This window comes from Kordiimonas sp. (assembly GCF_048264555.1).
Classification (GTDB): Bacteria; Pseudomonadota; Alphaproteobacteria; order Sphingomonadales; family Kordiimonadaceae; genus Kordiimonas.
Genome location: NZ_JBLXCX010000008.1, coordinates 87,694 through 111,884, shown reverse-complemented (window position 1 = coordinate 111,884; position 24,191 = coordinate 87,694). Strand labels below are relative to the sequence as shown.

Genomic DNA, 24,191 nt, shown 5'->3' with positions numbered 1-24,191 from the left:
TACGTCACTACGATGAAACCAAAACACTCACTTATTCACAACATCAATTCTGTGCCATAGGACCTGACGGGGAACACCCTCATTTCCAACATAAGCGGTCGGCCATTGAGGGGCTAAAGGAAATTTGTGATGCAATTGCCGACGGCCGCGCTCGCCAGATTTATGTCCAATATTTCGGCAAGAACAAACACTTTTCCGGTAAAATAAACTCAAACACAGTGTCTCAAATCAATAGCGTGATGGGACACATCGGACCAAGCCGCTCCACGCTAAACCGAAATCCCGAATTGATGAAATATATCGAACTCAGGGAAAAAGAGAGAACTGAACCATCACAAACGCCTATTAGCTCCCCTCCAACCAAGCAGGCTATTGATCGGGCCCTTAACAGTATCGAGTCCATGGAAGATCAACAATTGCTAAGATTTGCAATTCACGAAGGGGATACCGCTCGAAGGGAACTGCGGTTACTCAAGCAGCAACTGCAAAACTATCCCAGCCTAAAACTCACCCTCGACGAGCTTTCTGGAGCTTCCAGCCCTTACAACTCAGCTAATATCGGTTCTCACATAACATGCCAAGACGCACAAGATCTTGTGTCCTTGGTTAAGAGATTAGAGGATGAGAGAGAGTTGCAGCGATTTTTATTGGTCAATGTCGATGGTAGAGTGAAAGAAGCTTCGCCTCCAGGTAAAACGCTGGTCACTCGTAAGGAACTAGAGGCATTGAAAAAACTGGCGACAAAATACTAAAGGCGGCATGTTGGGCTGAACCTGCTCTTCTTCATCGTCCGTCTCCTATATGACGGACTCTACTTTTAATTGGCTGGTTTTAAAGGGCTCAGGTCAATTGCCATGCTCAAGGATGTGGCATCAAAAAAAATGGGGACGCCCGCTGTGAAGCGCGAAGCGGTCGTTCACCTTCGGGATCATTTTCAGGTGAGCGAGCGGCGGGCGTGCAGAGTTGTCGGTGCCGACCGATGTATGGTTCGTTACCGGTCCCGTCGACCAGACGACCGGGGCATCCGCGAACGCCTGAAGGAACTGAGCTGTGAACGACGGCGATTTGGCTACAGGCGGCTGCATATCCTTTTGGAGCGGGAGGGCTATCACCTCAACCACAAGAGGCTTCGGCGCCTGTACTAGGAAGAAGGCCTGCAGGTCAGGAAGCGTGGCGGTCGCAAGCCGACAGTTGGCACTCGGGCACCGTTGGCGGTACCGTCCGTTCCCAACGAACGCTGGTCTTTGGATTTTGTCAGCGACAGCTTTGAGGATGGGCGTCGGTTCCGCATTCTGTGCATCGTCGACGACCATAGCCGGGAATGCCTGGCGCTTGTGGCGGATACATCGCTCTCAGGCGTCCGTCTAGCATGGGAGCTGGACATGCTGATTGCTGAGCGTGACAAGCCTCGGACCCTAGTCAGAGATGACCTCGAATGCGATCCTGCGCTGGTGTCAGGACAGGGTCGTGGATTCGTCAGGCATTTAAACACACTCAATGGCAGTTCAAAGCAAGATGAAATTAGTTAGGTGGTAGAAAAACACAGGTGTAATTGCTCCAAGGAGAGGGCCTTGTCACTGTTTCGAGGGCCCTGCTTCCTGAACACGGAGGGGAGCCAGTCAAGAAGCAGGGCCCTCGAAAGCGGAATAGAGATCGCACCAATCTAGTCTTCCGCTTTCTTGGTTATTTTAGAAGCTTGCCTTTCGGCCCGCATACCATTGTTAGCCGGTTAGGTCGTGAGCTGTACCGTTACTCTTGAAAGCTCCTAACAAAGGACCTGGCCCAAATCCGGGGGAGAGCGTCAACCCATGTCCACTTTTTGAGATAAATCCTGCTTCCAATTGGTCCTGTATTATCAACGTGGGCTCATACGAGGCTAGATTATTGCCGGTGGAATAAAAGCCTCTGATCATATCGACGCAAAAATTGATTCAAGGAGAGCCACAGCCCGCGGATCTGGCGCACCATCCGCTTCGCGCATATAGTTCATTGCATAGCCGACTCCAAGTCCATATTCAGGGTCGGCAAATCCGAACGAGCCGCCCCATCCATGATGCCCAAATGTGGTATCGTGCGGTCCGTAGGCGTACATCCCTTTATTCATGGCGAAACCAACACCCCAACACACTGGAAAGCGCAGGACTAAGTCCTCACCCTCTATCTGAATTGCGGTCGCTGCATTAAGTGCTTTTTCACTGACCAATTCGACTCCATTTAGTATTCGGCTGCCAGCAAGCGCACCATAAATGGCTGCTATACTGCGCGCATTCCCCTGCCCTCCTGCCGACGGCATACCTTGTGCACGCCACGTATTCAAGTTTGCAAGTTCAGGGTGGCTCGGCAAATTGGTAAGTGCTAGATGCTGGTATTCGTTATAGGTCTCAGGGCCTCCATTCAGAGGCTTACCATCATGGACAATCTCCGCAACACGCGCGCACTCCTTGCTTGATAGCCCCATATGAAAATCTACCCCAGCAGGCTCGGCAATTTCCTTACGGAAATATTCTCCGACCGTCATGCCCGTTACACGTTTGACCAGTCCATCCGCCAATGGCCCAATCGAAAGAGCATGATATCCAGACTGTGTTCCAATCGGCCAATGCGGCGGCTCAGCAGCCAACAAATCCGCAAGAGCGTCAGTATTCAAGAGAGTATCCTCGGAAACTGGTTGTGATAGACCACACAAGCCAGCCTGATGAGAAAAAAGTTGAGCTACTGTTACGGCTTCCTTCCCGTGAGCACCAAATTCAGGCCAGTAATCTGCAACCGGGCTATCATTTTTCAGCAAACCCTGATCGTTCAATCGCGCGATACAAAGCGACATAATACCTTTCGTAGTTGACCAGACATTCACAAGGGTATCTTCGGCCCAGAGACGAGTCCGATTGGCATCAGCATAGCCGCCCCAAAGATCCACAACCTTCTTGCCATTTAGATAAACACAGACCGACGCACCAATCTCATCAAACTCTCTAAAGTTCGCGGTAAACGCTTCTAAAACTCCTGAAAACTGTTCTAGGCAGTCCCCATGTATAGGGGTGTCGGAGATTTGACGTTCATTTGGCATAGGATTTACACTCACTTTCTTGCTAAAATCGGAAGGTCGTTTCTAAACCAATCGTACGTGGCCGATTTACCGCAACATCCGTTGGGATAAAGTCAAGCTCACCACTAGGTGTAAGAACTGGCAAACCAAGGCTGCCTGCGATTGAAACGAATTCAACATCGTTAGTCAGATTCGACACAAAAAAGACCAAAGACCAGCTCTCCCCTTCAAGGCCCAGTCGCAAGTTCAGTATATCAAGGGGCTCCATCTTGCTTGATGGAACATTTGTTACGGTGGAGAAACGTGAACCAGTGTGGCTATAGCCCACGTGCCCGATCAACGACAGGGAGTCTTTCAAAGGGAATGCTCCGTTAGCGCCAGTCGAGAATGACCATTCAGGAGAATTCGCGGGTCGATTGCCTTTGCGTAAATCAAACGGAATACCAACGCTAAGCGTGGCGGGTGCAAGTAATTTGTTATCCTGAAACTCTGCATTTTGATATGCACCATTGAAATAAACATCAATGTACTCATTAACACGCCATGCAGTTTCTGCTTCAATGCCGAAGACATCCATATCCGGAGCGTTATCGATTGCGGTGAATGGCACCGACACCTCAACCTGCATGTTTTCGAATGAGGTATGATAAACAGCGAAATTGGTTGTCATGGCGCCACCGAGCCAGTTAGATTTGACACCACCTTCAATGCTGAATACTTCATCATCAGAAAACTCTCGAAAATCAGCAAAAGCAACGGGATCGCCACCTGATGCAAAGAATGCGGAGGAAGATGGGTTAAGGTTGCCGTTGCGAACTCCCGTCGATACCACGGCATAAATCATAGCATTATCTGTGACTTCGTATTCAATAGCTGCCCTAGGCAGGAATTTATCTAATTTAAATTTGCCCGTGTTGGACAAGCCTGCACCCGTCACAAAATCAGTGAGGTTGGCCAACACGAAAGGCGGTTCAAACCCTATGACACCTCCGCCTAACGCTAGTGTCGAAAGTGTTGTAGTATTGATAATCTTTTCGCTGACGTATCGGACGCCACCAGTCAAACTTAGCTGATCAGATATTTCATATGTGACTTCGCCAAATGCAGAATACTGTTCTGACTCAATCAGATTGAACTGTTCGAATAGAATGTCGCTACCTGCAGGTAAGGCAACAAAAGCTCCAAAACCGTCCGCAGTGCTCGTAACCTTGGAGGTAAGTTTCGTATCTTGATAGTATAGCCCGGCTATGAAGCTAAGCGGCCCTTCAAATTGCGAAACAACTCGAAACTCTTGCGTGAAACTGCGGTCTTTATTGCCCTGCGCAGATATTGGGACAATTGGTTTAGGCAAGAAAAGGCCAAATGCAACACACGATCCACAGAAAAACTCGGTATCTGATTGCCGTTTAAAAAGACCCGTTATGGAAGTTATTGAAACCTGCCCTGCATCATGTTCGACCTTACCAGAATATAATTGGAATTTATCTTTATTTTTCCCGTCAACTGGCAAATTGAATGATAGATCATCAGGCAATGCCGGTGGCGCTGCTACTGCATTGTTCTCTCCAATATCATCACTTCCCCAGAAACCCATCAGTCGAATGGACAGTGTGTCAGTTGGTTTAGCTAGGGTTATTATGCGCCCACTAAGAGATTCGTAGTCATTTACGTCATCGGTTCCCAATGCCGTGTTATCAATAAAACCATCGTCATCGCGATAGTTAAGCACACCTCTTACTGCGAACTTTTCTGGAACCAAAACTACTGATGTCGCCGCAGATGCTGAATAGTTTGTTCCCCCATCCTTGGTAAATGAGACGCCCATTTTAGCTATACTGTCCGAGATGGGGTCACCGTGAAGATCCGGATCGCGAGTTGCGTATCGGATTGTGCCACCAACAGATCCTTCCCCAAAGAAAGTAGGCTGGGGTCCACGCAAGACCTCTACCCGTTCAAAATCAAAATAATTAAAATCTTTTTGGCTCGCTGTCGACGATGAGACAGGTATGTCGTCGAGGAACTGACTGATCAATGGCCCTGAGAGTCCGGTATCAGCAAGACCTTGAAGAGCGCCATTTGATATGCCTCGAATACTTACATCATTTTGGTTAGGGCCTCTATCATTGAGATTTAGCCCAGCCGTGAGCGCCGCGATATCTTCAAAATCCGAAGCACCTGCTCTAGCGAGAGCCTTCCCATCATATGCGGAAATACTGCCGCCGATCTTTTGTACAGTTTCCTTACGGAATCGGGCCGTAACTACTATTTCCTCGAGAATCAGTTCGTTGGCCTTAGCCTCCCCGTCTACATCCTGAGCCATCGATGGGTTTACTGCTAATGTCGCCATCAGCGTTGTAATGGAAACTCCTCGCGTAATAGAATTACGATATTTCCAACCTAATCGCGTCTTGCTTTGCACGCTCTTCGCTTTAATCGTTGAAACCACGGCATACCTCCCAGCTAGCTATATGCACGACCGGAAAACCAAATGGCCTCCGAGCGAACTTGTAAGTTATAAGTAGGTGGCCAACGAACCGTATTTTCTAGGGTCTTATCGCTCGCATCAAAGCGGGTAATATCGGACGCCTAGGAGTTTTTTTTGTGACTGCGGTAAACGGAAGGACTAAGTCCAAACCACCTCACAAAAGCCCTCCGAAAGCTTCTAGGATCCTCATATCCGACGAGATATCCGATTTCCTCTACACTTAACCCTGCATGGATTAGAGAGGCCGCCTTCTCCATACGAATTTCGTCCCGCAAACGACGAAAAGAATATCCTTCCTGCAAAAGACGACGGGCAATCGTCTTTGTCGAGAGCCCCCACTGGGCAGCAATTTGCTTTTGTCCCAACCCTTGTAGCAGCGCGGACCGAACCTGTTTGGTAAACTGTCCAACCATGTCTTCTTCATATGGGCGAAGAACGGCAGAACAAAGTAACTTATACACACCATCTTGCCAAAGGCGCAGGTCGTCCTGGATAATTCGGCTTTGCGCAGCTTTAAGTGATATCCAGACTTCCAAATCATCTCCAGAATACACAACCGGAGCCCTTAAGGCCCGAAGCTGCGTAGAACCAGACTCATTTCGCGCCTCAGGGCCGCGAACCCTCAATACAGGCACCTGATGATCAACAAGCCAAGAAAATATTGCAAAGTAGACAACTGCGGTACTTTCAAGGGCAATATTTTGAACTTCGCCCTCACCTTCCGTGAACCACCAGCGCAATGAAATACTTTCGCCCCTCTTTGTAAGAGCCACTTCCAATCCAGGGACAATCAGTTCAACCGCTGCGCAATAAGCCTTGAGCGCTTCCTGCAATGTGTCACAAAGGAGCATACGGGCAATGAGCAGACTGGTAACGCCAGGTTTCTGACGACGGCGTCCCACTCCATGCATTTCGTCACCAATAATCGCAGCATGTTCCTGAAAAATCCGCCAACACACATCAAGTGGAATAATCTCTTCATTTGATAATTTAGCAAGGTCGATACCGTTATGTTCCAGATACAAATCCGTATCGCGCTCGGAGCCACCATCAGCGCTTAAATATAGACGGACATCGCGCAACGTCATGCCCGTTGGCCGTAAATCCGGATTGTCTGAATTCGACATTTTCCCTCCCCCTCAAAAAAAAATAAAATCTGTAAAGTATTATTTTAAATCAGCTTTATCTCATTTCCCACCAATATACATAAAGATATAGACGAAGACAATACTGGACACTACCTTAAGCCTTACTAAGGTTCACCACTTATGATCAAAATGCAAAAAACATAAAACTGCCGGAGGTATTATGCGTTTTAAAGGTAAAGTTATCGCCATTACTGGGGCTGCCAGTGGCATTGGGCGGGAGAGTGCCCTGCGCCTCGCCAGCGAAGGCGCTGATATAGCTGCACTGGATCTTTCAGAAGAAGGTCTTTCTTCGCTTCGCTCGGAAATAAAGAATATAGGGCGGCGTTGCGAAACAGTGACCGGCAGCGTTGCAGAGCTTGGAAATATAAAAGCCATAGTTGATCGCGCCATTGATACCTTTGGCGGTCTAGACGGTCTGATAAATAATGCTGGCGTGGGCGGGCCTATGCAAAGGTTTGATAAAGTAAACTCTGATGACTTTGATAAAATGATTGCCATCAATCTGAAGCCCGTCTGGTACGGGATGCAGTTGGTTTATGCGACAATGCGTGAGCGCGGCGGCGGAGCGATCCTGAATGTGTCATCAATGGCTGGCATCGTTCCCAATCGTCACCATGCCCTGTATGGCATGACGAAAGCCGCCATTATATCTCTCACTCAACATGCTGCGATGGACTATGCCGCTAACAACATTCGAGTTAACTCGCTCTGTCCTGGCCCTGTAAAAACAACAATGTTTGATCAGATGCGTGAACAAATAGGCCAGAAAGCTTATGAAGATGCGGTTCAAAACCTGATGCAAAGAACGCTGCTAAACCGATTTGGCACGACCAGTGAACAAGCCGCGACGGTCGCATTTTTGTTAAGTGATGAAGCCGCCTTTATCACAGGCATTGCCATGCCCGTCGATGGAGGTTGGTCGATTTCTGACGGACATACGCGCTAGCTTGGGTTATTCACCCTTTATCTCATAGCACGATGAAACCTCAGATCGTTGTCGCGCGATGGCGGTATTGTCCGGTCCTTATTGGGCTCTACCGCCCTCGTATTTCTTTTTGGCTATCGTTAAAGAAACTTAGTTACCATTTTAACATAGAAAATAGGGTTAACTAAGAGACGCATATGCCGAGTTTGTTTGATCCCATACAATTAGGACTTCTTCAATGTCCGAACCGTATTCTTATGGCGCCACTAACGCGAACTCGCGGTACACGCGAACATGTACCCACGGAAATAATGGCTACTTATTATGCTCAAAGAGCGACCGCTGGCCTTATTATTTCGGAAGCTATTGGTGTCTCACAACAAGGTCTTGGATGGCCATATGCAACCGGCATTTGGAACGGAGAGCAAATCGATGGGTGGCGGAAAGTCACGGATGCCGTCCATGACAAAGGAGGGCGTATAGTAGCGCAACTATGGCACATGGGTCGAGTAGTGCACCCCCACTATGTCCAAGGTGCCAGGCCTGTATCATCCTCAGCCACACTCGCGCCGGGACGGGCACATACATATGAAGGCCGGGCTGCATATGCAACAGCTCGCCCCTTAGAGCTTGAAGAAATCATCGGTCCGCTCTCGGATGATTATAGACGCGCGGTACAAAATTCACTCTTCGCAGGCTTTGATGGTGTTCAGATTCACGCTGCGAATGGTTATCTCATTGACCAATTCTTGCGTAACAATGCAAATTTTAGAACCGACGATTATGGCGGTTCTATTGAAAACCGTATCCGCCTTCTGCACGACATAACAAAAATTGCAATTAACGAAGCCGGAGCGGAACGGACTTCAGTCCGCCTCTCCCCTAACGGCGACTCACTTGGCGTAAATGACAGCAATCCGGTACCCTTGTTTTCCGCTGTAGGTGCCATGCTTGACAAACTAGGCATTGCCTTTCTGGAGGTCCGCGAGTCACCTAAAGATGGCTCACTTTGGAAGGCTGATCACGAACCTATAACCCCATTTATTCGTGAACAATTTACAGCGCCGCTCGTTCTAAATTCAGATCTAGACAAGACCTCGGCACAAGCTCACCTTAACACGGGTCTTGCAGACGCGATCTCTTTTGGTCGAGACTTTATTTCCAACCCTGACCTACCCAAAAAATTGTCAGAAGACAGCCCCTTAACCCCATATGATCGGTCCACATTTTATGGACAGACCGAGCAAGGATATATCGACTACTCCGCTTTGTCTTGACCTATAAAGACCGCCAGAAGCAGGTGCTAGCCGCCCTTTTCGCAAATAAATGTTCTTCTATTTTTAATTTGGAACAGGTTTGCATTTGGCAAGCCACGTCTAAACGCCAACTTTGATCGTTTGGCATGAGTGAAAAAGGGGAAGAGAAATGGGCAGTGGTCGCCTTAGCGGAAGAACAGCAGTCATAACCGGCGGGTCTAGCGGTATAGGTTTGGCAACGGCTCATCGCTTTCTCGCAGAAGGCGCAAATGTTTTAATTGGCGACTACAACGAAGAGGCAGCAGCAAGCACAATCGAAAAACTACGTTCCGACGGTCATGGTGATGCCGTTCAGGTCATGCGAGCCGATGTGTCACAAGAAGGGGATGTCAAAGCCCTCATGGGAAGGGCGCTTGACGTGTTCGGAAGCTTAGATGTTGTTTTCAACAATGCTGGGATCGGCGGTGCTATTGGCCCAATTGTCGAAACAGAAGTGGATCACTGGGATGCCACCTTCGCGGTCATGATGAGAGGCGTTTTCCTTGGCGTAAAGCATGCAGCTAAAATAATGATGACATTAGGTGGAGGATCAATAATTAACACAGCCTCAATTGCCGGTCTCTCAAGTGGCGTCCCTCCGACGGCCTATTCAGCAACGAAAGCGGCCGTTTTAAGTTTCACAAAAAACGCGGCGGCTGAACTCGCTGAGCATAAAATTCGTGTCAATGCCGTTTCTCCAGGAATAATCTTTACAAAGCTAATGCACCAAGGCCGGGACGAACTGGCCGAAACTACAATGAGAATTGTACAGCCTTGGCCGGAACGCGGCCAACCTGAACATGTTGCGAATACCCTCGTTTTCTTGGCTAGCGAAGAAAGCTCCTTCGTTACAGGGGAGTCGATTGCAGTCGACGGAGGGTATCTCGCTAATGGATTACTGCGGATGCACCCTCTACCTGGCGCCAAGACTAAACCTGACTACGCAGGCATCACATACGGTTTGACAGGTCGCCCTCGGGACGTCCGAAAGCTAAGTTAGGCGAATATAGGTGCAACATGACTCCATTAGATTTTGACACTGCCATGCGCCGGATTGTTACAGGCGAAACCAACGCGGGTCGTTCAACGATCATTCTGGACGCCCCCTCAGGATTTGAACTCGGCGGTACAAACAGAAGCGGCATACATGAAATATGGACGGAGAATCTTACTCAAATGTTGACGCCGCAAGATCAAGATACAGACCGCCATTTCGAAGATGCCCCAACGCTTTCCCCCCCCGAGGGGGTACTCAAGGTGCGCTGGTTCGTTGTAAACCCATTGCGTGAGGCAGATGATCCGGGACGCACCCGAAGTGCGTTTCGTAATTTTTTCCGTGAGATCGGCGCAGAAAATAATCTCACCGATCAAAAACGCAATCCATCCATGCATCAAACTGAATCTTTCGACGTCGTGTGCCTTCTTTCGGGAAAAGCATCCTTGATTCTAGACGATTGCGAAACTGAACTATCTGTAGGGCAAGTTGTCATTCAGAGAGGAACCTCACATGCGTGGGTTGCTCATGATGGCCCTGCACTTTTTCTTGCACTCCTGATTGGCCGCAAAGTATCTAGGCCATAAACACCGAAAAATAATACTTTACGCATCGAATTTCAGTTAAATCGCACCACCTCGACGTAACTCTTCCATATCAGCTGAAGAGAAACCCAGCGAACTCAGGATATTTTCGGTATCCTCGCCAAGTTGTGGGGGCGACCGCAATTCAGCCTCATGTGCCGAAAGCCAAACGGGCGCCCGTGCAATTTTAGCGGGTTTGTGCAAATCTCCATATTCCACTGATTGTAGCAAGCCAAGTGCACTTGTCTGCGGATGATCAAGTGCCTCTTGAGGGGTCAATACAGGGCCTGCGGGAATTCGTGCTTCCGCGAACAGATCCAAAATTTCATCACGAGTTCGCTCTGCGCACCAATTGCCCATATAAGCGAGGAGTGACTCTCGGTTTTCACCTCGTGTGGGATCAGACACAAAACGCGGATCCTTAAGCCAATCTTCGCGCCCAAGAGCCAGTGCTAAACGTTCGAATATCGGCTGCCCGACTACGTGACAGGAAATCCAACCATCGCGGGCCCTAAAGGTTCCGATAGGCGCAGCTCCAGCCGCAGCATTACCCAGAGGAGGGCGATTGGGCGCGATAAGGTCCTGCTCTATTTGCTGTGCATTCATCATCGTCATTGCAGTAGACAACAAATTGCCTGAAACCTTCTGGCCTTTACCTGTACGATTTCGCTCCATCAACGCTACAACGGTCCCAAAGGCACAATGCAGTGCCGTACCAAAATCGACCCATGAAGCCTGGCTTCGCGACGGTGTCTCATCACCGCTTAGATAAGCTGCACCGCTCATCGCCTGAGCAATGCTATCAAAACCAACGCGGTCACTCCACTCGCCATGATCCCCAAATGTCGAGACCGTCGTCAAAATAATTCCAGCATTCACCTCGCAAAGTTGTTCATAAGATAGACCCATTTTTTTAAGTGTCGGTCCTGGCAGATTTGCAACGACGATATCAGCCGTCGCAACAAGCTTGCGAACAATGTCGCGACCTCCCTTGGATTTTGGATCAATGGCGATCGATCGTTTATTACGGTTCATCTGCAAAAACAGGGCGCCAGCCCCTTTCTCTGATACTGGCGTGACATGACGATCTTCGCTACCAGATCGCTTTTCGACGCGAATGACCTCAGCGCCAAAGTCCGCAAACAAAGCTGCACAATAGGGGCCTGCGATATAACGACCAAAGTCAAGAACTCGCACGCCTGCTAACGGCAATTGTCGGCCTCCATGAATATCTTGCATTATATTACCTCCATACGCCTTCTAACATGCAGCATGATTAGGTTCTTCCACCCAAAAAAGGGGCATCAGCGACACGATACATCGGGCTTTTTGGAACAGCTACTATATGGTCTCGCAGGTGGAAGCAGGCGTTATGCTTTTCTTTTTTTGCCTCAAGTGAGCTCCAACTGAAACTCTAACCTCAGAAAAGGGCGGCGTTAGAGATCATCTCCGCAAGGAGCCTAGACCAAAGCCATGTTTCTGCCAAATCGGCTCTTCTTTGTGTACCCATCCCCTGTGAGACAGTCTCCATATTTTATTGGATTACTATACAGGGCCCCATTCATCTTTATCGCACGTCTCGTAGAGTCCGGCTGAAACCGGCAAGTCGCCCCCTCGTCATTTGCCAAAAACAAGAATAGCTAAGAGTGGGAGGTAAGCCATGCAATACAAAGAACTTAAAGAGGCTTGGGCCAATCTCACCGCTACTGGTGGGCCATTTGAAATTGAGACCATCGATGTCCGCGGGGTTTCACTGAAGTCGTATAAAAACGCTCCAGCAAACCTTCGGGACATATGGAAATCATCAAAGAAATACAGCGATAATGAATATTTGATTTATCAAGATGAACGTATAACCTATTTAGACGCTCATCTAATGTGTGAGCGGGTCTCCGGATGGCTATGTGCACAAGGTGTTGAACCCGGAGACCGGGTCGCTATTGCCATGCGCAACTATCCCGAGTGGATGTTAATTTTTTGGAGTTGCATGAATATAGGCGCCACTGTTGTGGGTATGAATGCCTGGTGGTCTGCCGCAGAAGCTAAACACGCTGTTGCAAACACAAAACCCAAAGTCATTTTCGCAGACAAGGAGCGTATGGTGCAGTTTACTAACGCTCCTTTGCCCAATGAAACAAAGTCACTTGTAATTGTTCGCGAAAAACCGGCTCCAAAGAGTTCTGTTATTAGCTGGAGCGAAGTCATCTCACATGACCCCACATTCCCCGAAGTCATTATTGATCCGGACTCGAACGCGTGCCTTTTTTATACCTCGGGTACAACAGGGGCTTCAAAAGGCGCTGAAATCACGCACAGAAGCGCAGTGTGCAATATATTCAATGTGTTGTTCGCAGGAAATGTACAAAACCTCGCCAAGCAGACAGCGCAGGGAATAAACAATGAAGTGCCTTCGCCTCCGGCTGCATTAATCACAACACCTTTATTCCATGTTACAGCCAATAATTGCGCTGCACAGATTGCGACGGCACTCGGTGGCAAGATTGTCCTTATGTATAGGTGGGATGCTGGTAATGCGTTGAGTATCATCGAAAAAGAGCGCATCACGACAATGAGCGGTGTTCCAGTGATGGGCCGCGAATTATTAAATCACCCAGATTTTTTTTCGAGTGATACATCGTGTCTCGAAAACATTGGTGGCGGAGGCGCGCCTCTGCAGCCAGATTTTGTTGAGAAAGTATCAGTTAAGACGCCTAACCTAAGCATATCCTCCGGCTATGGGATGACAGAGGCAAGTGGTGTCATAGCGTCAATCTCTGGAGATTTCTTATTCGACAAGCCAACCAGTTGTGGCCCTGTTGTTCCGGCCTTAGAAATAAAATTTATGGACGATAACGGGCATGAATTACCCAAGGGAGAAACAGGTGAATTGTGGATAAAGGGTGCATCGGTAGTTAAGGGTTATTTCGAAGATCAAGACGCAACTAGCGCCTGCATTACTGATGGGTGGTTGCGTACCGGAGATCTCGCCCGAATAGATGAAGACCAGTTTCTCTATATCGTTGACCGTAAGAAAGATATGGTTCTAAGGGGCGGGGAAAATGTGTTCTGCAGCGAAGTTGAGGCAGTTTTGTACCGCCATCCGGCCATCATCGAATGTTGTGTATTTTCCGTTTTAGATCAAAGGCTTGGCGAAACGGTTGGTGCTGCAATCCTAACTCATAAAGATACTGATCTCACACCGGAAAAAATTAGGCAGCACTGCAAGGAACACCTCGCTGCCTATAAAATCCCGGAAGCGGTATGGTTCCTAGATCAGCCAATCCCTAGAAATGCCAGCGGCAAATTTGTGAAAAAAAAGCTGCGCGAGATGGTCGGCGCTGAAGCACCACATTAACCATCAAATCAATCTGCTTTTCCGTTCAACCTATCCATCATCTGACAGTCCCAAAATGTCCGGCCGACCTCAGGGGTACAAGCCCTAGTTAAGCGTGGATGAAAGCCTAATATATCGTCATCAGGTATGCATTCTGTACGGGAGTTTGGGAACAAGTAAGGGTGCACACCGCCACGCGATTAAGGCCAATGCAAGCTTTTTGTATTGCGACCTTCAGCTACCAAAACAGGATACAGGCCTTGTTAAAAAAAAATAGTCAGTCCAAACAAAAGTCCCAACTTAATGGGAGTCATGTCGACGTTATTATAGTTGGTGCTGGCATTTCAGGCCTTGGCGCGGCATATGAACTCAAAAAACAATCTCCACAGAAGTCTTTCTTCATACTCGAAAGCATGGACAAATATGGCGGCACATGGCGTTGCCATAAATATCCAGGTGTTCGATCAGACAGCGACTTATTTACCTTTGGCTATCGATTTAAACCGTGGCACGGTAATCCGATCGCCTCTGGTCAGGAAATCCTGGATTATCTGGGGGAAGTTATCGACGAAAACGATCTGACGGAACAAATCCACTATAATTGCCACATCAGTAACGCTGACTGGGACAGTCATGCTAATGTTTGGACCGTTACCGCGACTGATAAAAAAACAGGGCAATCTTTGCAAGTTACATGCAGCTTTCTGTGGATGTGCCAAGGTTATTATAAGCATTCCGAAGGCTACATGCCAGAATGGCCCGAGATGGATAGCTTCAAGGGCACCATAGTGCACCCACAGAGTTGGCCGGAAGATATGGACTACTCTGATAAGAAGATCGTAGTCATTGGTTCAGGTGCAACAGCTGCGACACTGGTCCCGGCACTGGCTAGCAATTGCGAGCATGTCACCATGCTACAACGGTCTCCCACCTATTTTTCTCCGGGCCCAAACAAGAACGACCTCGCGGATTCCTTAAGAGAGTTAAATATTGATCCAACATGGATCCACGAGATTGTTCGGAGAAGGATCGCTGTTGATGGACGTAAGTATTTGCAACACACGATAGACAACCCGGAAAAAGCTAAAGAAGAATTATTAAGGGGTCTCAAAAAATACCTTCCGCAAGACGTTATAGATAAGCATTTCACGCCGAAATACCGACCTTGGCAACAACGTATTGCCGTTGTTCCCAATGCTGACTTATTTAGGTGCGTAGCTGATGAGACGGCCTCGATTGTGACGGATCACATTGAGAGATTCACCCCTGAGGGAATTCTCCTCCAGTCCGGAAAAACGCTGGATGCAGACATCATTATATCCGCCACAGGCTTCAGCCTACAAGTCTTTGGCAACATAGCGTTCACGGTCGACAACCGCAAAATTGATTTCTCGGAAGTCATGACCTATCGCGGCATGATGTTTACAGAAGTCCCAAATATGGCATGGATTATGGGCTATTTCCGCGGAGCTAGCTGGACATTGCGTGTTGACTTGGTTGGTGACTTTGTTTGCCGCCTGCTTAACCACATGGACGAGCGTAGCGTAAAAAAAGTCATGGTTCAATTGGACCCGAGCGACAACATGGAACGCCTTCCGTGGATGGATAGTGAGCTTTTTAATCCTGGATACATGATGCGAAGTCAAATGCATCTTCCAAAACGCGGCTCCAAGCCCGAGTGGGGGCATAGCCAAGACTATTGGTGGGATCGGGACGAATACCCGAAGATTAATCTCGAAGCAGCGCCCTTTGTCTACGACGACACTCGGTCTTCAGAACACCTCGCGAGAAAGAAATTCGGGTGATTAAGCAAGTGGTCATAATTACCCGATTGCCTCATTTAGGTAGAGCCGAATTTCTCGATCATTGGCGCAACACGCATGCACCTCTTGTACAGAGCGTCTCAGACGTTCTTGGAATTCGTCGATACGTGCAATTGTCTTCGTTTCCCATCGGTTTGCGTCTCGGTAGTTCAGAACCGATGCCTTGGGATGGAATCGCGGAAGTTTGGTTTAATAACCTGGAAACCATCACCATAAGCCATAGCGAACCTGCCGCCCGTGACGCCATCAAAAAGCTGAAGGCTGACGAGCAACAGTTTATTGATTCTAAGCGGTCGCTTGTTCTGTGGGGTGAGGAAGCGCCGATTTTTTAGTCGGTCTACTATCAATATTCATAACAAAACCAGCTGCGACGGAGGAATTCATGTCAGTTATTCTTACAAAGAAAGTAGGCCCCACCCTCATTATTAGCGCTAACAATCCACCTGTTAACGCTCTGTCCCAAGCTGTGCGAATTGGGCTCTCGAAGGCCATAGATAAAGCTGTAAGCAATGAGGCTGTTAGGTCTATCGTAATAAAATGTGAAGGGGGAACGTTTTTCGCTGGCGCCGATATAAAGGAATTTTCCAAACCTGACCTGCAACCAATGTTACCGGACGTCATAGATAAAATTGAACTATGCCCAAAGCCGATCGTGGCTGCGATTCATGGAACTGCGTTGGGAGGCGGCCTCGAAATCGCGTTGGCCTGCCATTTCCGCGTCGCCGGACAAGATGCCAAGCTAGGCCTTCCCGAAGTCAAACTTGGTCTTATTCCCGGTGCTGGTGGCACGCAGAGATTGCCGCGCATCATCGGCATTCAGGAGAGCCTGCCTATCATTGCATTGGGTGACACAATTTCTGCAAGTAAGGCCCTCGAAATTGGCTTACTTGATTGCCTCGTAGATAAAGATGACCTTGAAGAAGAGGCTATCGCACTTGTGGAAACCGCTCTCGCAAATCCGACCTTTCCTATCACTAGCAAACTGACGGGTAAGATAGGATCAGTTGATGATGCAGAGCTAGCAATCAAGTGCTTCACAGAGAAATTCAGCAGAAAGCTTGGGAGACGTGAAGCCCCGGCCGTTGCAATTAAGGCTATCCGCGCTGCGGCTTCTCAGCATTTTTCAGATGGCATTAAAACTGAACGCGAGCTCTTCCTAAGATTAAAAAATGGCGAGCAATCAAAAGCGCTGAGGTACGTTTTTTTTGCGGAACGGGCTGCTGGCCGTATAGCAAACGTAGACGATTCAATCACTGCACGTCCAATTGCAAAAGTCGGCATCATTGGTGCTGGCACCATGGGCGGTGGCATCTCAATGGCTTTTCTCTCCGCAGGTATCCCAGTGACAATTGTCGACCGGGATACGGCTTCACTTGAGCGCGGTGTAGGAATCATTCGCAAGAATTATGAAGCTACGGCCCGAAAAGGCCGTCTGACTGATGATCAGGTCGAGAAAGCCATGAGCCTGCTGACGCCGACGGTTGATTTTAAGGCGCTTGCTGAATGCGATCTCATTATTGAGGCGGCTTTTGAAGATATGGGACTCAAACGTGCTATATTCCGTCGACTTGACTCTACAGCAAAGGAAGGAGCGATTCTGGCCACAAATACGTCGTACCTGAATATTGATAAAATGGCCGCTGAAACAAAACGCCCAGAGAGTGTCGTTGGCCTTCATTTCTTCTCACCCGCCAACGTTATGAAACTACTTGAAGTGATTCGCGGGGCTAAGACCGGACCTGATGTGCTAAAAACATCCCTATCCCTGGCTCGAAAGATCGGCAAAACAGCGGTTATCTCTGGTGTTTGCCATGGCTTCATCGGCAACCGAATGCTCACCCAACGACAAAAGCAGGCGCGCGATATTATTCTTCAAGGCCCGAGGCCTTGGGACGTTGATACTGTTTTGACTGAGTTTGGTTTCCCCATGGGGCCGTTCCAAATGTCCGATCTTGCTGGCCTGGATATTGGTTGGAAAGCCGAAAAATCGAACAGCTCATCAGTACACGAAATTCTTTGTGAAGCCGGCCGATACGGACAAAAAACCGGCAAAGGTTACTACGATTATGATGAAAATCGTCGAGCCTTAGCTTCGCCAGAAACAGAGGCAATTATCGATCAGTTCGTTGAAAAAACTGGCCACACTCAACGCGTTATAACCGATAAAGAAATCCTCAAACGGTTACTTTATCCAATGGTCAACGAGGGTGCGAAGATCTTAGAAGAAGGTATAGCCCAACGCGCGTCCGACATCGATACTGTTTGGCTCAACGGATATGGATGGCCGGACTGGACAGGCGGTCCCATGTATTGGGCGGATAGAGTCGGCCTGCGAAATATCGTCGAAGGGTTGAGAGAATTCAGAATTGAGCCTGCCCCGTTACTCTCGACCATGGCTAAAAATGGCCAGAATTTTTCTAATAGTCCATCAAAGAAGTGAGTAGTAATATGAGGGAAGCTGTAATTGTATCCACCGCCCGCACCCCTATTGGCAAAGCCTTCCGAGGTGCTTTTAATGAAACACAGGCGCAGGCCCTTGGCGGACATGCAATTCATCATGCGGTTAACCGCGCAGGCGTTGAATTGCATGAGGTCGAAGATGTTATTTATGGCACAGCAAGTCAGCAGGGAAGCTCTGGCTTTAATACGGCGCGTCAGTGTGCCTTGCGAGCAGGATTGCCGGTCAGCGTTGGAGGCCAAAGTGTTGACCGTCAGTGCGCGTCAGGAATGGTTGCGATTGCCACGGCTGCAAGACAGATCATAGTTGATGGTATTGACATCGCCGTTGGCGGTGGTGGAGAGTCCATCAGCCTAGTGCGTAATGAACACCGCAACACCTATCGCAGTCAAGATCCGTGGCTCTCAAAGCATTACCCTGCACTCTACATGAGTATGATTGAAACGGCAGAAATTGTTGCTGAAAGGTATGGTGTGTCCCGTGAAGCGCAAGACGCTTACGCACTGAACTCGCAAGTGCGAACAGCTGCAGCAAAAGAGCTCGGTAGATTTGATGATGAAATCGTTCCAATGGCATCAACCATAAAGACGGTGAACAAAGATACTGGAGAGGCATCATACAGAGAGATATTACTTGAGCAGGATGAAGGCAACCGGCCAGAGACAACGCTGGAAGGCCTAAAGGCTCTAAAACCTGTCTTTAAAAATGGACAACAAATAAAGAGAGGGGCCTGCATAACTGCCGGTAACGCCTCGCAACTTTCAGATGGGGCTTCTGCATCTGTATTAATGGAAGCCAAAGCAGCCTCAAGACGTGGGCTTTCTCCGCTTGGTATTTATCGTGGACTGGCCGTCGCCGGGTGCAGCCCCGACGAGATGGGGATAGGCCCGGTTTTTGCTGTCCCTAAATTGCTGAAACAACATCAACTGAAAGTTGATGATATTGGCCTCTGGGAATTAAATGAAGCTTTTGCGGTTCAGGTTTTGTATTGTCGGGATCAATTGGGAATTCCTGACGAGCTTTTAAACGTCAATGGCGGTAGTATTTCAATTGGACATCCGTTTGGTATGTCAGGCGCCAGGATGGTTGGGCATGCTCTGATCGAAGGCAAACGACGAGGCGTCAAGTATGTCGTCTGCACAATGTGTGCGGGCGGCGGCATGGGAGCGGCGGCCCTATTCGAAGTCGCTTGATTACCTGTGAACTCTGCAGAAACTATAGCACTAAGGAAGCATAATCAGCATTTCAGAAGGAAATCAACCGGGCAAAATCTTGTACGTCATTTGCAAATAATTTGGGGTTTTCCATCGCAGCAAAATGGCCACCTTGGTCGATATCTGTCCAATGAACAATATTAAACATTCGTTCAGCCCAACTGCGTGGTGGATTGTTAAATACCGGTTCACCGAGAAAATTGGCAATACCTGTTGGTTTGCTCAAATGCTCTTCAGCACTAAGACTCAAATTGCCTTCTTCTATAAGGCCTCGATAAAACCATATGCTTGAAGATATTGCATCATTCACAAGATAGATCATTATGTTGGTCAAAATTTCATCATTCGAATAGATATCTTTTAGACTGCCCGCACGTAAATCTGTCCACCCGTGTACTTTTTCTAATATCCAAGCAGCCGTACCCACTGGCGAGTCCCCTAAAGCAATTGCGATAGTTTGTGGCTTTGTTGTGTGTTGATGCAAGTAAGCACCTTCTGTCCGATGAACAGTGGCGTAGACTTGAAGCCAGTCCGCTTCTTCATCTGTGACAGGTATAGAATCTGCTGGCTGCAATGATATCATGTTCAGATGAATACCTACGCATGCGTCAAAATCCAATCCTAAAAAAGACGTAACAAGGGAACCGAGATCTCCACCTTGCGCAAGATAACGTGAATACCCCAAGCATTCAGTCATGAGCTTGTTCCAGAGACGAGCCGTAGCGCGCGGCCCTATCGGTTTAGGAGGTTTGCCAGAAAACCCAAACCCCGGAAGCGACGGTACTATAACATCAAAAGCATCTTCTGGATTTCCACCATTTCTTGATGGAAAGGCAAGCTGTTCAATCACACTCCAGAATTCGTAATGTGATCCAGGCCAACCATGCGTTAAGATGATTGGCCGAGACTTACTTCCTTCTCCACGTACATGAAGAAAATGTATATCGATGCCGTCTATAGTTTCTATAAACTGCGGGAATTGGTTTAAGTGAGCCTCGTTGGCGCGCCAATCATATTGACAAACCCAATAATCGCAGAGCTCTTTCAAATATGAAGTGTTGACACCCCGGGACCAAGATTTTTCTTCATCTTGAGGTGCCGCAAACCAAGAATAAGATTTTACGCGCGATTTGATATCTTCAATTTTACACTGGGGGATTTGGACAGTAAATTTTCTTGGCATATCTCTTTCCTTTGGATTGAGCACTTTATAACAACATTCTGTATAGCATCTCACTGTGCATGAGATAATGACCCCGTATTACACGGAACTAAGTAACCCAGTCGTCATCAGAAGATTCAACGCTTCAGGGGCTCACAAACTGATTAGCTTGAGTAGTTGAAACTATTTTTTCTTCAATGCAGAGATCTTTTTTACGGCATTTCGATACTCCTGCGCCCAGTAGTTTATGAATTCTGTTTTTACAAATCATCGCTGGGACTGCCAAAATCATCTTAGTTCGTAAAGTCGGATAGAATTCAGAAAGCCGATACTCTAGTATGGTTTTGTGTGCGTATGTTAAAGAGCCTTCAAAACCAAGGCCTAATCTTCCATGATCGGTGGGGTGCTTTGATTCGATCTGTAGGTGCGCACTATATATTTGAGTCTGTGAGTACCGAATATAGTGCTCTTTAAGACTAAGAACCATAGTGCTTCAGAATTCGCTTAGCTATCATAAGTTGTAGTATCTGAGTTGTTCCTTCGTATATTTTATAGACGAGACTGTCGCGAAAAAATCGTTCCGCCTTATATTCACAGAGATATCCTGCTCCGCCATGGATTTGAACAACGCGATTGGCTACACGGACACACATCTCTGACGCGAACATCTTGGCTGCGGCGGCTTTCACAATCACATCTTCTCCGCGATCCGCTCGTCGGCTTGCATCTTCAATCATACATTGAGAAGCATATATTTCCGTCTCAGATTCTGCCAACATGGCCTGAATGAGTTGGAAGTTTGAGATGGATTCTCCAAAGGCTTCTCGTTCCAATGAGTATTGAATACCGCAGTCTAATATTCGTTTCGCATATCCCACAGCAGCCGCCGCGACAGATAGACGGCCGGTATTCAACGAAGCCATTGCAATTTTGAAGCCATTTCCCTCGACTTCCCCCAACAATGCTTCGGGAGGAACGACGACGCCCTCCAAAATCACATCGGCTATTTGTGATCCATCTTGCCCCATTTTTTTATCAGGCTTGCCAATTGTAACGCCCGGTAAATCTGTCGGGACCAAAAAGGCAGATACATGCTGATTTCCAGGCAGGTTTTCACCGGCCGTTCGAGCCATAACCAACACTAATTCAGCAAAAGGCGCGTTAGTAATATACCGCTTTGTACCTGTCAGGACATAGCCGTCCTTTATCCTCTTTGCCTGTGTTTTAAGATTAGCACTATCTGAACCGCTACCAGGTTCGGTGAGCGCGAAAGAACAGATAGCGCCCGCAGCTAATTGCGGTAACCAATTTGATTTTTGTTCTGGTGTCCCAAAGTTTTTGAGGGCGGATGCCACCATTCCGGTATTCATGGTCAATATCGAACGAAAAGCGGGAGCTGCCCAACTCAGTTCCATTATTGTATTGATATACTGCGTAATAGTCATTTCCGAGCCGCCATAGGCTAGCGGTATCGTGATTCCGAACAGTCCCATTTCTGTCATTTCTGAAAGAATATCTTCTGGGATTTTTCCAGTAGATTCGAGCAACTCCTCCGCCGGAACCAGTTTCTCACGTACATATCTTTTGAGCTGCTCAAGGAAGAGGTCATATGTATCCGAGTCCATGCCTATGCCTCCTGTGTTTCCATTACTGTTCATAGCTACAATTTAGTCTTTGAACCCATAGCAATTTCTAATCGATATGAGAGATTGACGATTACGCAACATGGTGGATTTTCTTTCGTTTGGATACTGTAACATCATCAGTATTGTGGGGGCCCTTTCTAGGGTCCTATCGCCCGCATGAAAGCGGGTAGTTTCGGACGCCTAGGAGTTTTAATCGCGCTTAAAGTCAAGCTATGGGGCATTCGTAAGAGGATCTGTTATGGAGTAGCTTTATTCCATTTATCCTAAAGTTCTCCATGCACGAGAATGTCGTTCATTATCTCTCGCATAACAAATTTTTGAATTTTTCCGGTAACGGTCATCGGAAAGTCGTCAACAAATTTAATATATTTGGGAATTTTGAAGTGTGCTATCTTACCCTTGCAGTAATCCTTAATAGCTTGAGCAGAAACGTCAGCTCCCGGCATTAACTGAATCCACGCACACAATTCTTCGCCATATTTATGATCCGGCACACCAAAGACTGCAACTTCTGCTATGGCGGGATTCTTATATAGGAGGCCTTCTACTTCCGCAGGGTAGATATTCTCTCCCCCTCGAATAACCATGTCTTTGATACGGCCAACAATTTTCGCATAGCCATCCTCATCTATTACGCCGATATCACCCGTATGCATCCAGCCGTTCTTGTCGATGGCTTCGCTTGTTTGATCAGGGTCTCCCCAATAGCCTAACATAACTGAGTACCCCCTGGTTTGTATCTCTCCTGGGATTCCTCGAGCGACTGTTCGATTTTGTGTATCCGCTATCCGGACTTCAATATGTGGCAGAACCTGCCCGATCGTCTCAACGCGATGCTCCAGCTTGTCTTGGGTTGATGTCTGCATACTGGCCGGGCTTGTTTCCGTCATTCCATATGCAATGGTTGCATCGGTCATATTCATCTTTGACATGATCTGTTTCATAACTTCAGAAGGACATTGGGATCCTCCTATGGCCCCCGTCCTTAAAGAGGACAGTTTAAAGCTTTCAAAATCAGGTGCACCAAGCATGGCAATGAACATTGTTGGCACCCCATATAATGAAGTGCATCTTTCAGCCTCTATAGCCTTTAGCGTTTCGTCTGGTTGAAAGCTTGGTGCAGGATAAACGGCACAGGCACCGTAGACGAGCGCTGATAAGTTCCCCAAGACCATCCCAAAACAATGATAAAGAGGCAAAGGAATACAAATCCGATCCTCCGATGAATAGCGCAATCTCTCACCCACAAAAAAGCCATTGTTGAGAATATTGAGATGAGTCAGGGTTGCGCCTTTTGGCTCCCCTGTTGTACCGCTTGTAAACTGTATATTGATGGCGTCGTCAGGGTCCAAGCCTTGTTCAACTTGCTTCAAATATTCCAGATCGGGTTTTGTGACCATTTTTGAAAGATCATCAAAGTTGAGAAATCCAGGAGGGGTCTGCTCACCGATAACAATGGCTATTTCGAGAGATGGTATATTTACGCATTTCAGTTGCCCAGCGTCCGCACTATCGATCTCAGGCACAAGACCTCTAACCGTTTGAACATAGTTATTAGATTTGAAGCGATCTTGTATAATGATCGCCTTGCATTCGACTTTGTTTAGGGCATAAGCAAGCTCGTCTTTTTGGTAGGCAGGATTGATATTTACGAGTATCAATCCAGCGAAGGCCGTAGCATATTGTGTGATAGTCCATTGGGCGCAATTTGTCGCCCAAATCCCAATTCTGTCCCCCGGCTTCAGACCTAGCTTAAGCAAAGCCGCACCCACGCTAAAAGATTGGTCTCTTAGCTGGGAATAGTTAAGCCGGATTCCTTGATGGCATGAAACTAAGGCATCGTTGTTAGGCCAATTTTCTGCTGTTTTGTGGAGGCAATTACCGATAGTTTCGTATTTAAGGGGAGTAAGAGATGCGCCATGAACATGGCTCAGCTGTGTTGTCGTCATTTTACCCTCCTTAGAAAGTCATCGATTTAAGTGGCAAGCGGGCTTTCCTCAAAAGAAGACAAACTGCCTTTGTAAAACTTGGTTATTAAACTCGGTTTTCATCCCTGTTTCCCAGGGGCTTTTCTCCG

General features: G+C 47.8%; 17 protein-coding genes and 1 pseudogene. 11 read left to right on the top strand and 7 right to left on the bottom strand.

The genetic code is table 11. The features are described 5' to 3' along the window. Both ACN0XZ_RS17190 and ACN0XZ_RS17185 read left to right on the top strand, forming a co-directional pair. Window positions 1-752: hypothetical protein (locus ACN0XZ_RS17190; RefSeq protein ID WP_417459032.1), on the top strand; the 752-nt coding region annotated here is incomplete at its 5' end. A gap of 99 nt (window positions 753-851) precedes the next feature. After that, window positions 852-1,473 (top strand): annotated as a pseudogene (locus tag ACN0XZ_RS17185) (IS3 family transposase); the annotation flags it as partial. A 436-nt stretch (window positions 1,474-1,909) separates the two neighbouring features. On the opposite strand, the gene ACN0XZ_RS17180 reads toward ACN0XZ_RS17185, so the two are convergent. The 3 genes from ACN0XZ_RS17180 to ACN0XZ_RS17170 form a co-directional block, all read right to left on the bottom strand. Continuing rightward, window positions 1,910-3,067, bottom strand: coding sequence for a serine hydrolase domain-containing protein (locus ACN0XZ_RS17180; protein WP_417459031.1), 1,158 nt, complete (start codon window positions 3,065-3,067; stop codon window positions 1,910-1,912). A gap of 22 nt (window positions 3,068-3,089) precedes the next feature. After that, complete coding sequence (locus ACN0XZ_RS17175; protein ID WP_417459030.1) at window positions 3,090-5,492, bottom strand: TonB-dependent receptor; 2,403 nt, start codon at window positions 5,490-5,492, stop codon at window positions 3,090-3,092. A gap of 140 nt (window positions 5,493-5,632) precedes the next feature. Next, window positions 5,633-6,658, bottom strand: a complete 1,026-nt coding sequence (locus ACN0XZ_RS17170) for a helix-turn-helix domain-containing protein (protein ID WP_417459029.1) — start codon at window positions 6,656-6,658, stop codon at window positions 5,633-5,635. 181 nt (window positions 6,659-6,839) lie between these two features. Between ACN0XZ_RS17170 and ACN0XZ_RS17165 the strand changes: the two genes are divergently transcribed. From ACN0XZ_RS17165 to ACN0XZ_RS17150, 4 genes are all read left to right on the top strand, one after another. Beyond that, window positions 6,840-7,625: an SDR family NAD(P)-dependent oxidoreductase gene (locus tag ACN0XZ_RS17165; protein ID WP_417459028.1), complete on the top strand. Its 786-nt coding sequence runs from the start codon at window positions 6,840-6,842 to the stop codon at window positions 7,623-7,625. A 176-nt stretch (window positions 7,626-7,801) separates the two neighbouring features. Beyond that, window positions 7,802-8,881: an alkene reductase gene (locus tag ACN0XZ_RS17160; RefSeq protein ID WP_417459027.1), complete on the top strand. Its 1,080-nt coding sequence runs from the start codon at window positions 7,802-7,804 to the stop codon at window positions 8,879-8,881. Window positions 8,882-9,029: 148 nt separating this feature from the next. Beyond that, window positions 9,030-9,899: an SDR family NAD(P)-dependent oxidoreductase gene (locus ACN0XZ_RS17155; RefSeq protein ID WP_417459026.1), complete on the top strand. Its 870-nt coding sequence runs from the start codon at window positions 9,030-9,032 to the stop codon at window positions 9,897-9,899. A 44-nt stretch (window positions 9,900-9,943) separates the two neighbouring features. After that, window positions 9,944-10,480, top strand: coding sequence for a cupin domain-containing protein (locus ACN0XZ_RS17150; RefSeq protein ID WP_417459025.1), 537 nt, complete (start codon window positions 9,944-9,946; stop codon window positions 10,478-10,480). A gap of 36 nt (window positions 10,481-10,516) precedes the next feature. On the opposite strand, the gene ACN0XZ_RS17145 is transcribed toward ACN0XZ_RS17150, so the two are convergent. Beyond that, window positions 10,517-11,716, bottom strand: a complete 1,200-nt coding sequence (locus ACN0XZ_RS17145; RefSeq protein ID WP_417459024.1) for a CaiB/BaiF CoA transferase family protein — start codon at window positions 11,714-11,716, stop codon at window positions 10,517-10,519. A gap of 421 nt (window positions 11,717-12,137) precedes the next feature. Here ACN0XZ_RS17145 and ACN0XZ_RS17140 point away from each other — a divergent pair, with 421 nt between their 5' ends. The 5 genes from ACN0XZ_RS17140 (at window position 12,138) to ACN0XZ_RS17120 (ending at window position 19,285) form a co-directional block, all read left to right on the top strand. After that, complete coding sequence (locus tag ACN0XZ_RS17140; protein ID WP_417459023.1) at window positions 12,138-13,832, top strand: class I adenylate-forming enzyme family protein; 1,695 nt, start codon at window positions 12,138-12,140, stop codon at window positions 13,830-13,832. Window positions 13,833-14,071: 239 nt separating this feature from the next. Continuing rightward, window positions 14,072-15,616 carry a flavin-containing monooxygenase gene (locus ACN0XZ_RS17135; protein ID WP_417459022.1) on the top strand — a complete coding sequence of 515 codons (1,545 nt, stop codon included), beginning with the start codon at window positions 14,072-14,074 and terminating at the stop codon, window positions 15,614-15,616. After that, window positions 15,613-15,966, top strand: coding sequence for an EthD domain-containing protein (locus ACN0XZ_RS17130; protein WP_417459021.1), 354 nt, complete (start codon window positions 15,613-15,615; stop codon window positions 15,964-15,966). The genes ACN0XZ_RS17135 and ACN0XZ_RS17130 overlap by 4 nt, the downstream gene beginning before the upstream one ends. 50 nt (window positions 15,967-16,016) lie before the next feature. Next, window positions 16,017-18,074: a 3-hydroxyacyl-CoA dehydrogenase NAD-binding domain-containing protein gene (locus ACN0XZ_RS17125; RefSeq protein ID WP_417459020.1), complete on the top strand. Its 2,058-nt coding sequence runs from the start codon at window positions 16,017-16,019 to the stop codon at window positions 18,072-18,074. A gap of 8 nt (window positions 18,075-18,082) precedes the next feature. Next, window positions 18,083-19,285, top strand: coding sequence for an acetyl-CoA C-acyltransferase (locus ACN0XZ_RS17120; RefSeq protein ID WP_417459019.1), 1,203 nt, complete (start codon window positions 18,083-18,085; stop codon window positions 19,283-19,285). 52 nt (window positions 19,286-19,337) lie between these two features. Here ACN0XZ_RS17120 and ACN0XZ_RS17115 read toward each other — a convergent pair whose 3' ends face one another. From ACN0XZ_RS17115 to ACN0XZ_RS17105, 3 genes are all read right to left on the bottom strand, one after another. Further along, a complete protein-coding gene (locus ACN0XZ_RS17115; RefSeq protein WP_417459018.1) occupies window positions 19,338-20,489 on the bottom strand; it encodes an epoxide hydrolase family protein in 1,152 nt (383 codons plus the stop codon). 455 nt (window positions 20,490-20,944) lie between these two features. Continuing rightward, complete coding sequence (locus tag ACN0XZ_RS17110) at window positions 20,945-22,093, bottom strand: acyl-CoA dehydrogenase family protein (RefSeq protein WP_417459017.1); 1,149 nt, start codon at window positions 22,091-22,093, stop codon at window positions 20,945-20,947. Window positions 22,094-22,377: 284 nt separating this feature from the next. After that, on the bottom strand, window positions 22,378-24,063 hold the full coding sequence (locus ACN0XZ_RS17105) for an AMP-binding protein (protein WP_417459016.1): 1,686 nt from the start codon (window positions 24,061-24,063) through the stop codon (window positions 22,378-22,380). Between the last annotated feature and the right edge of the window lie 128 nt (window positions 24,064-24,191).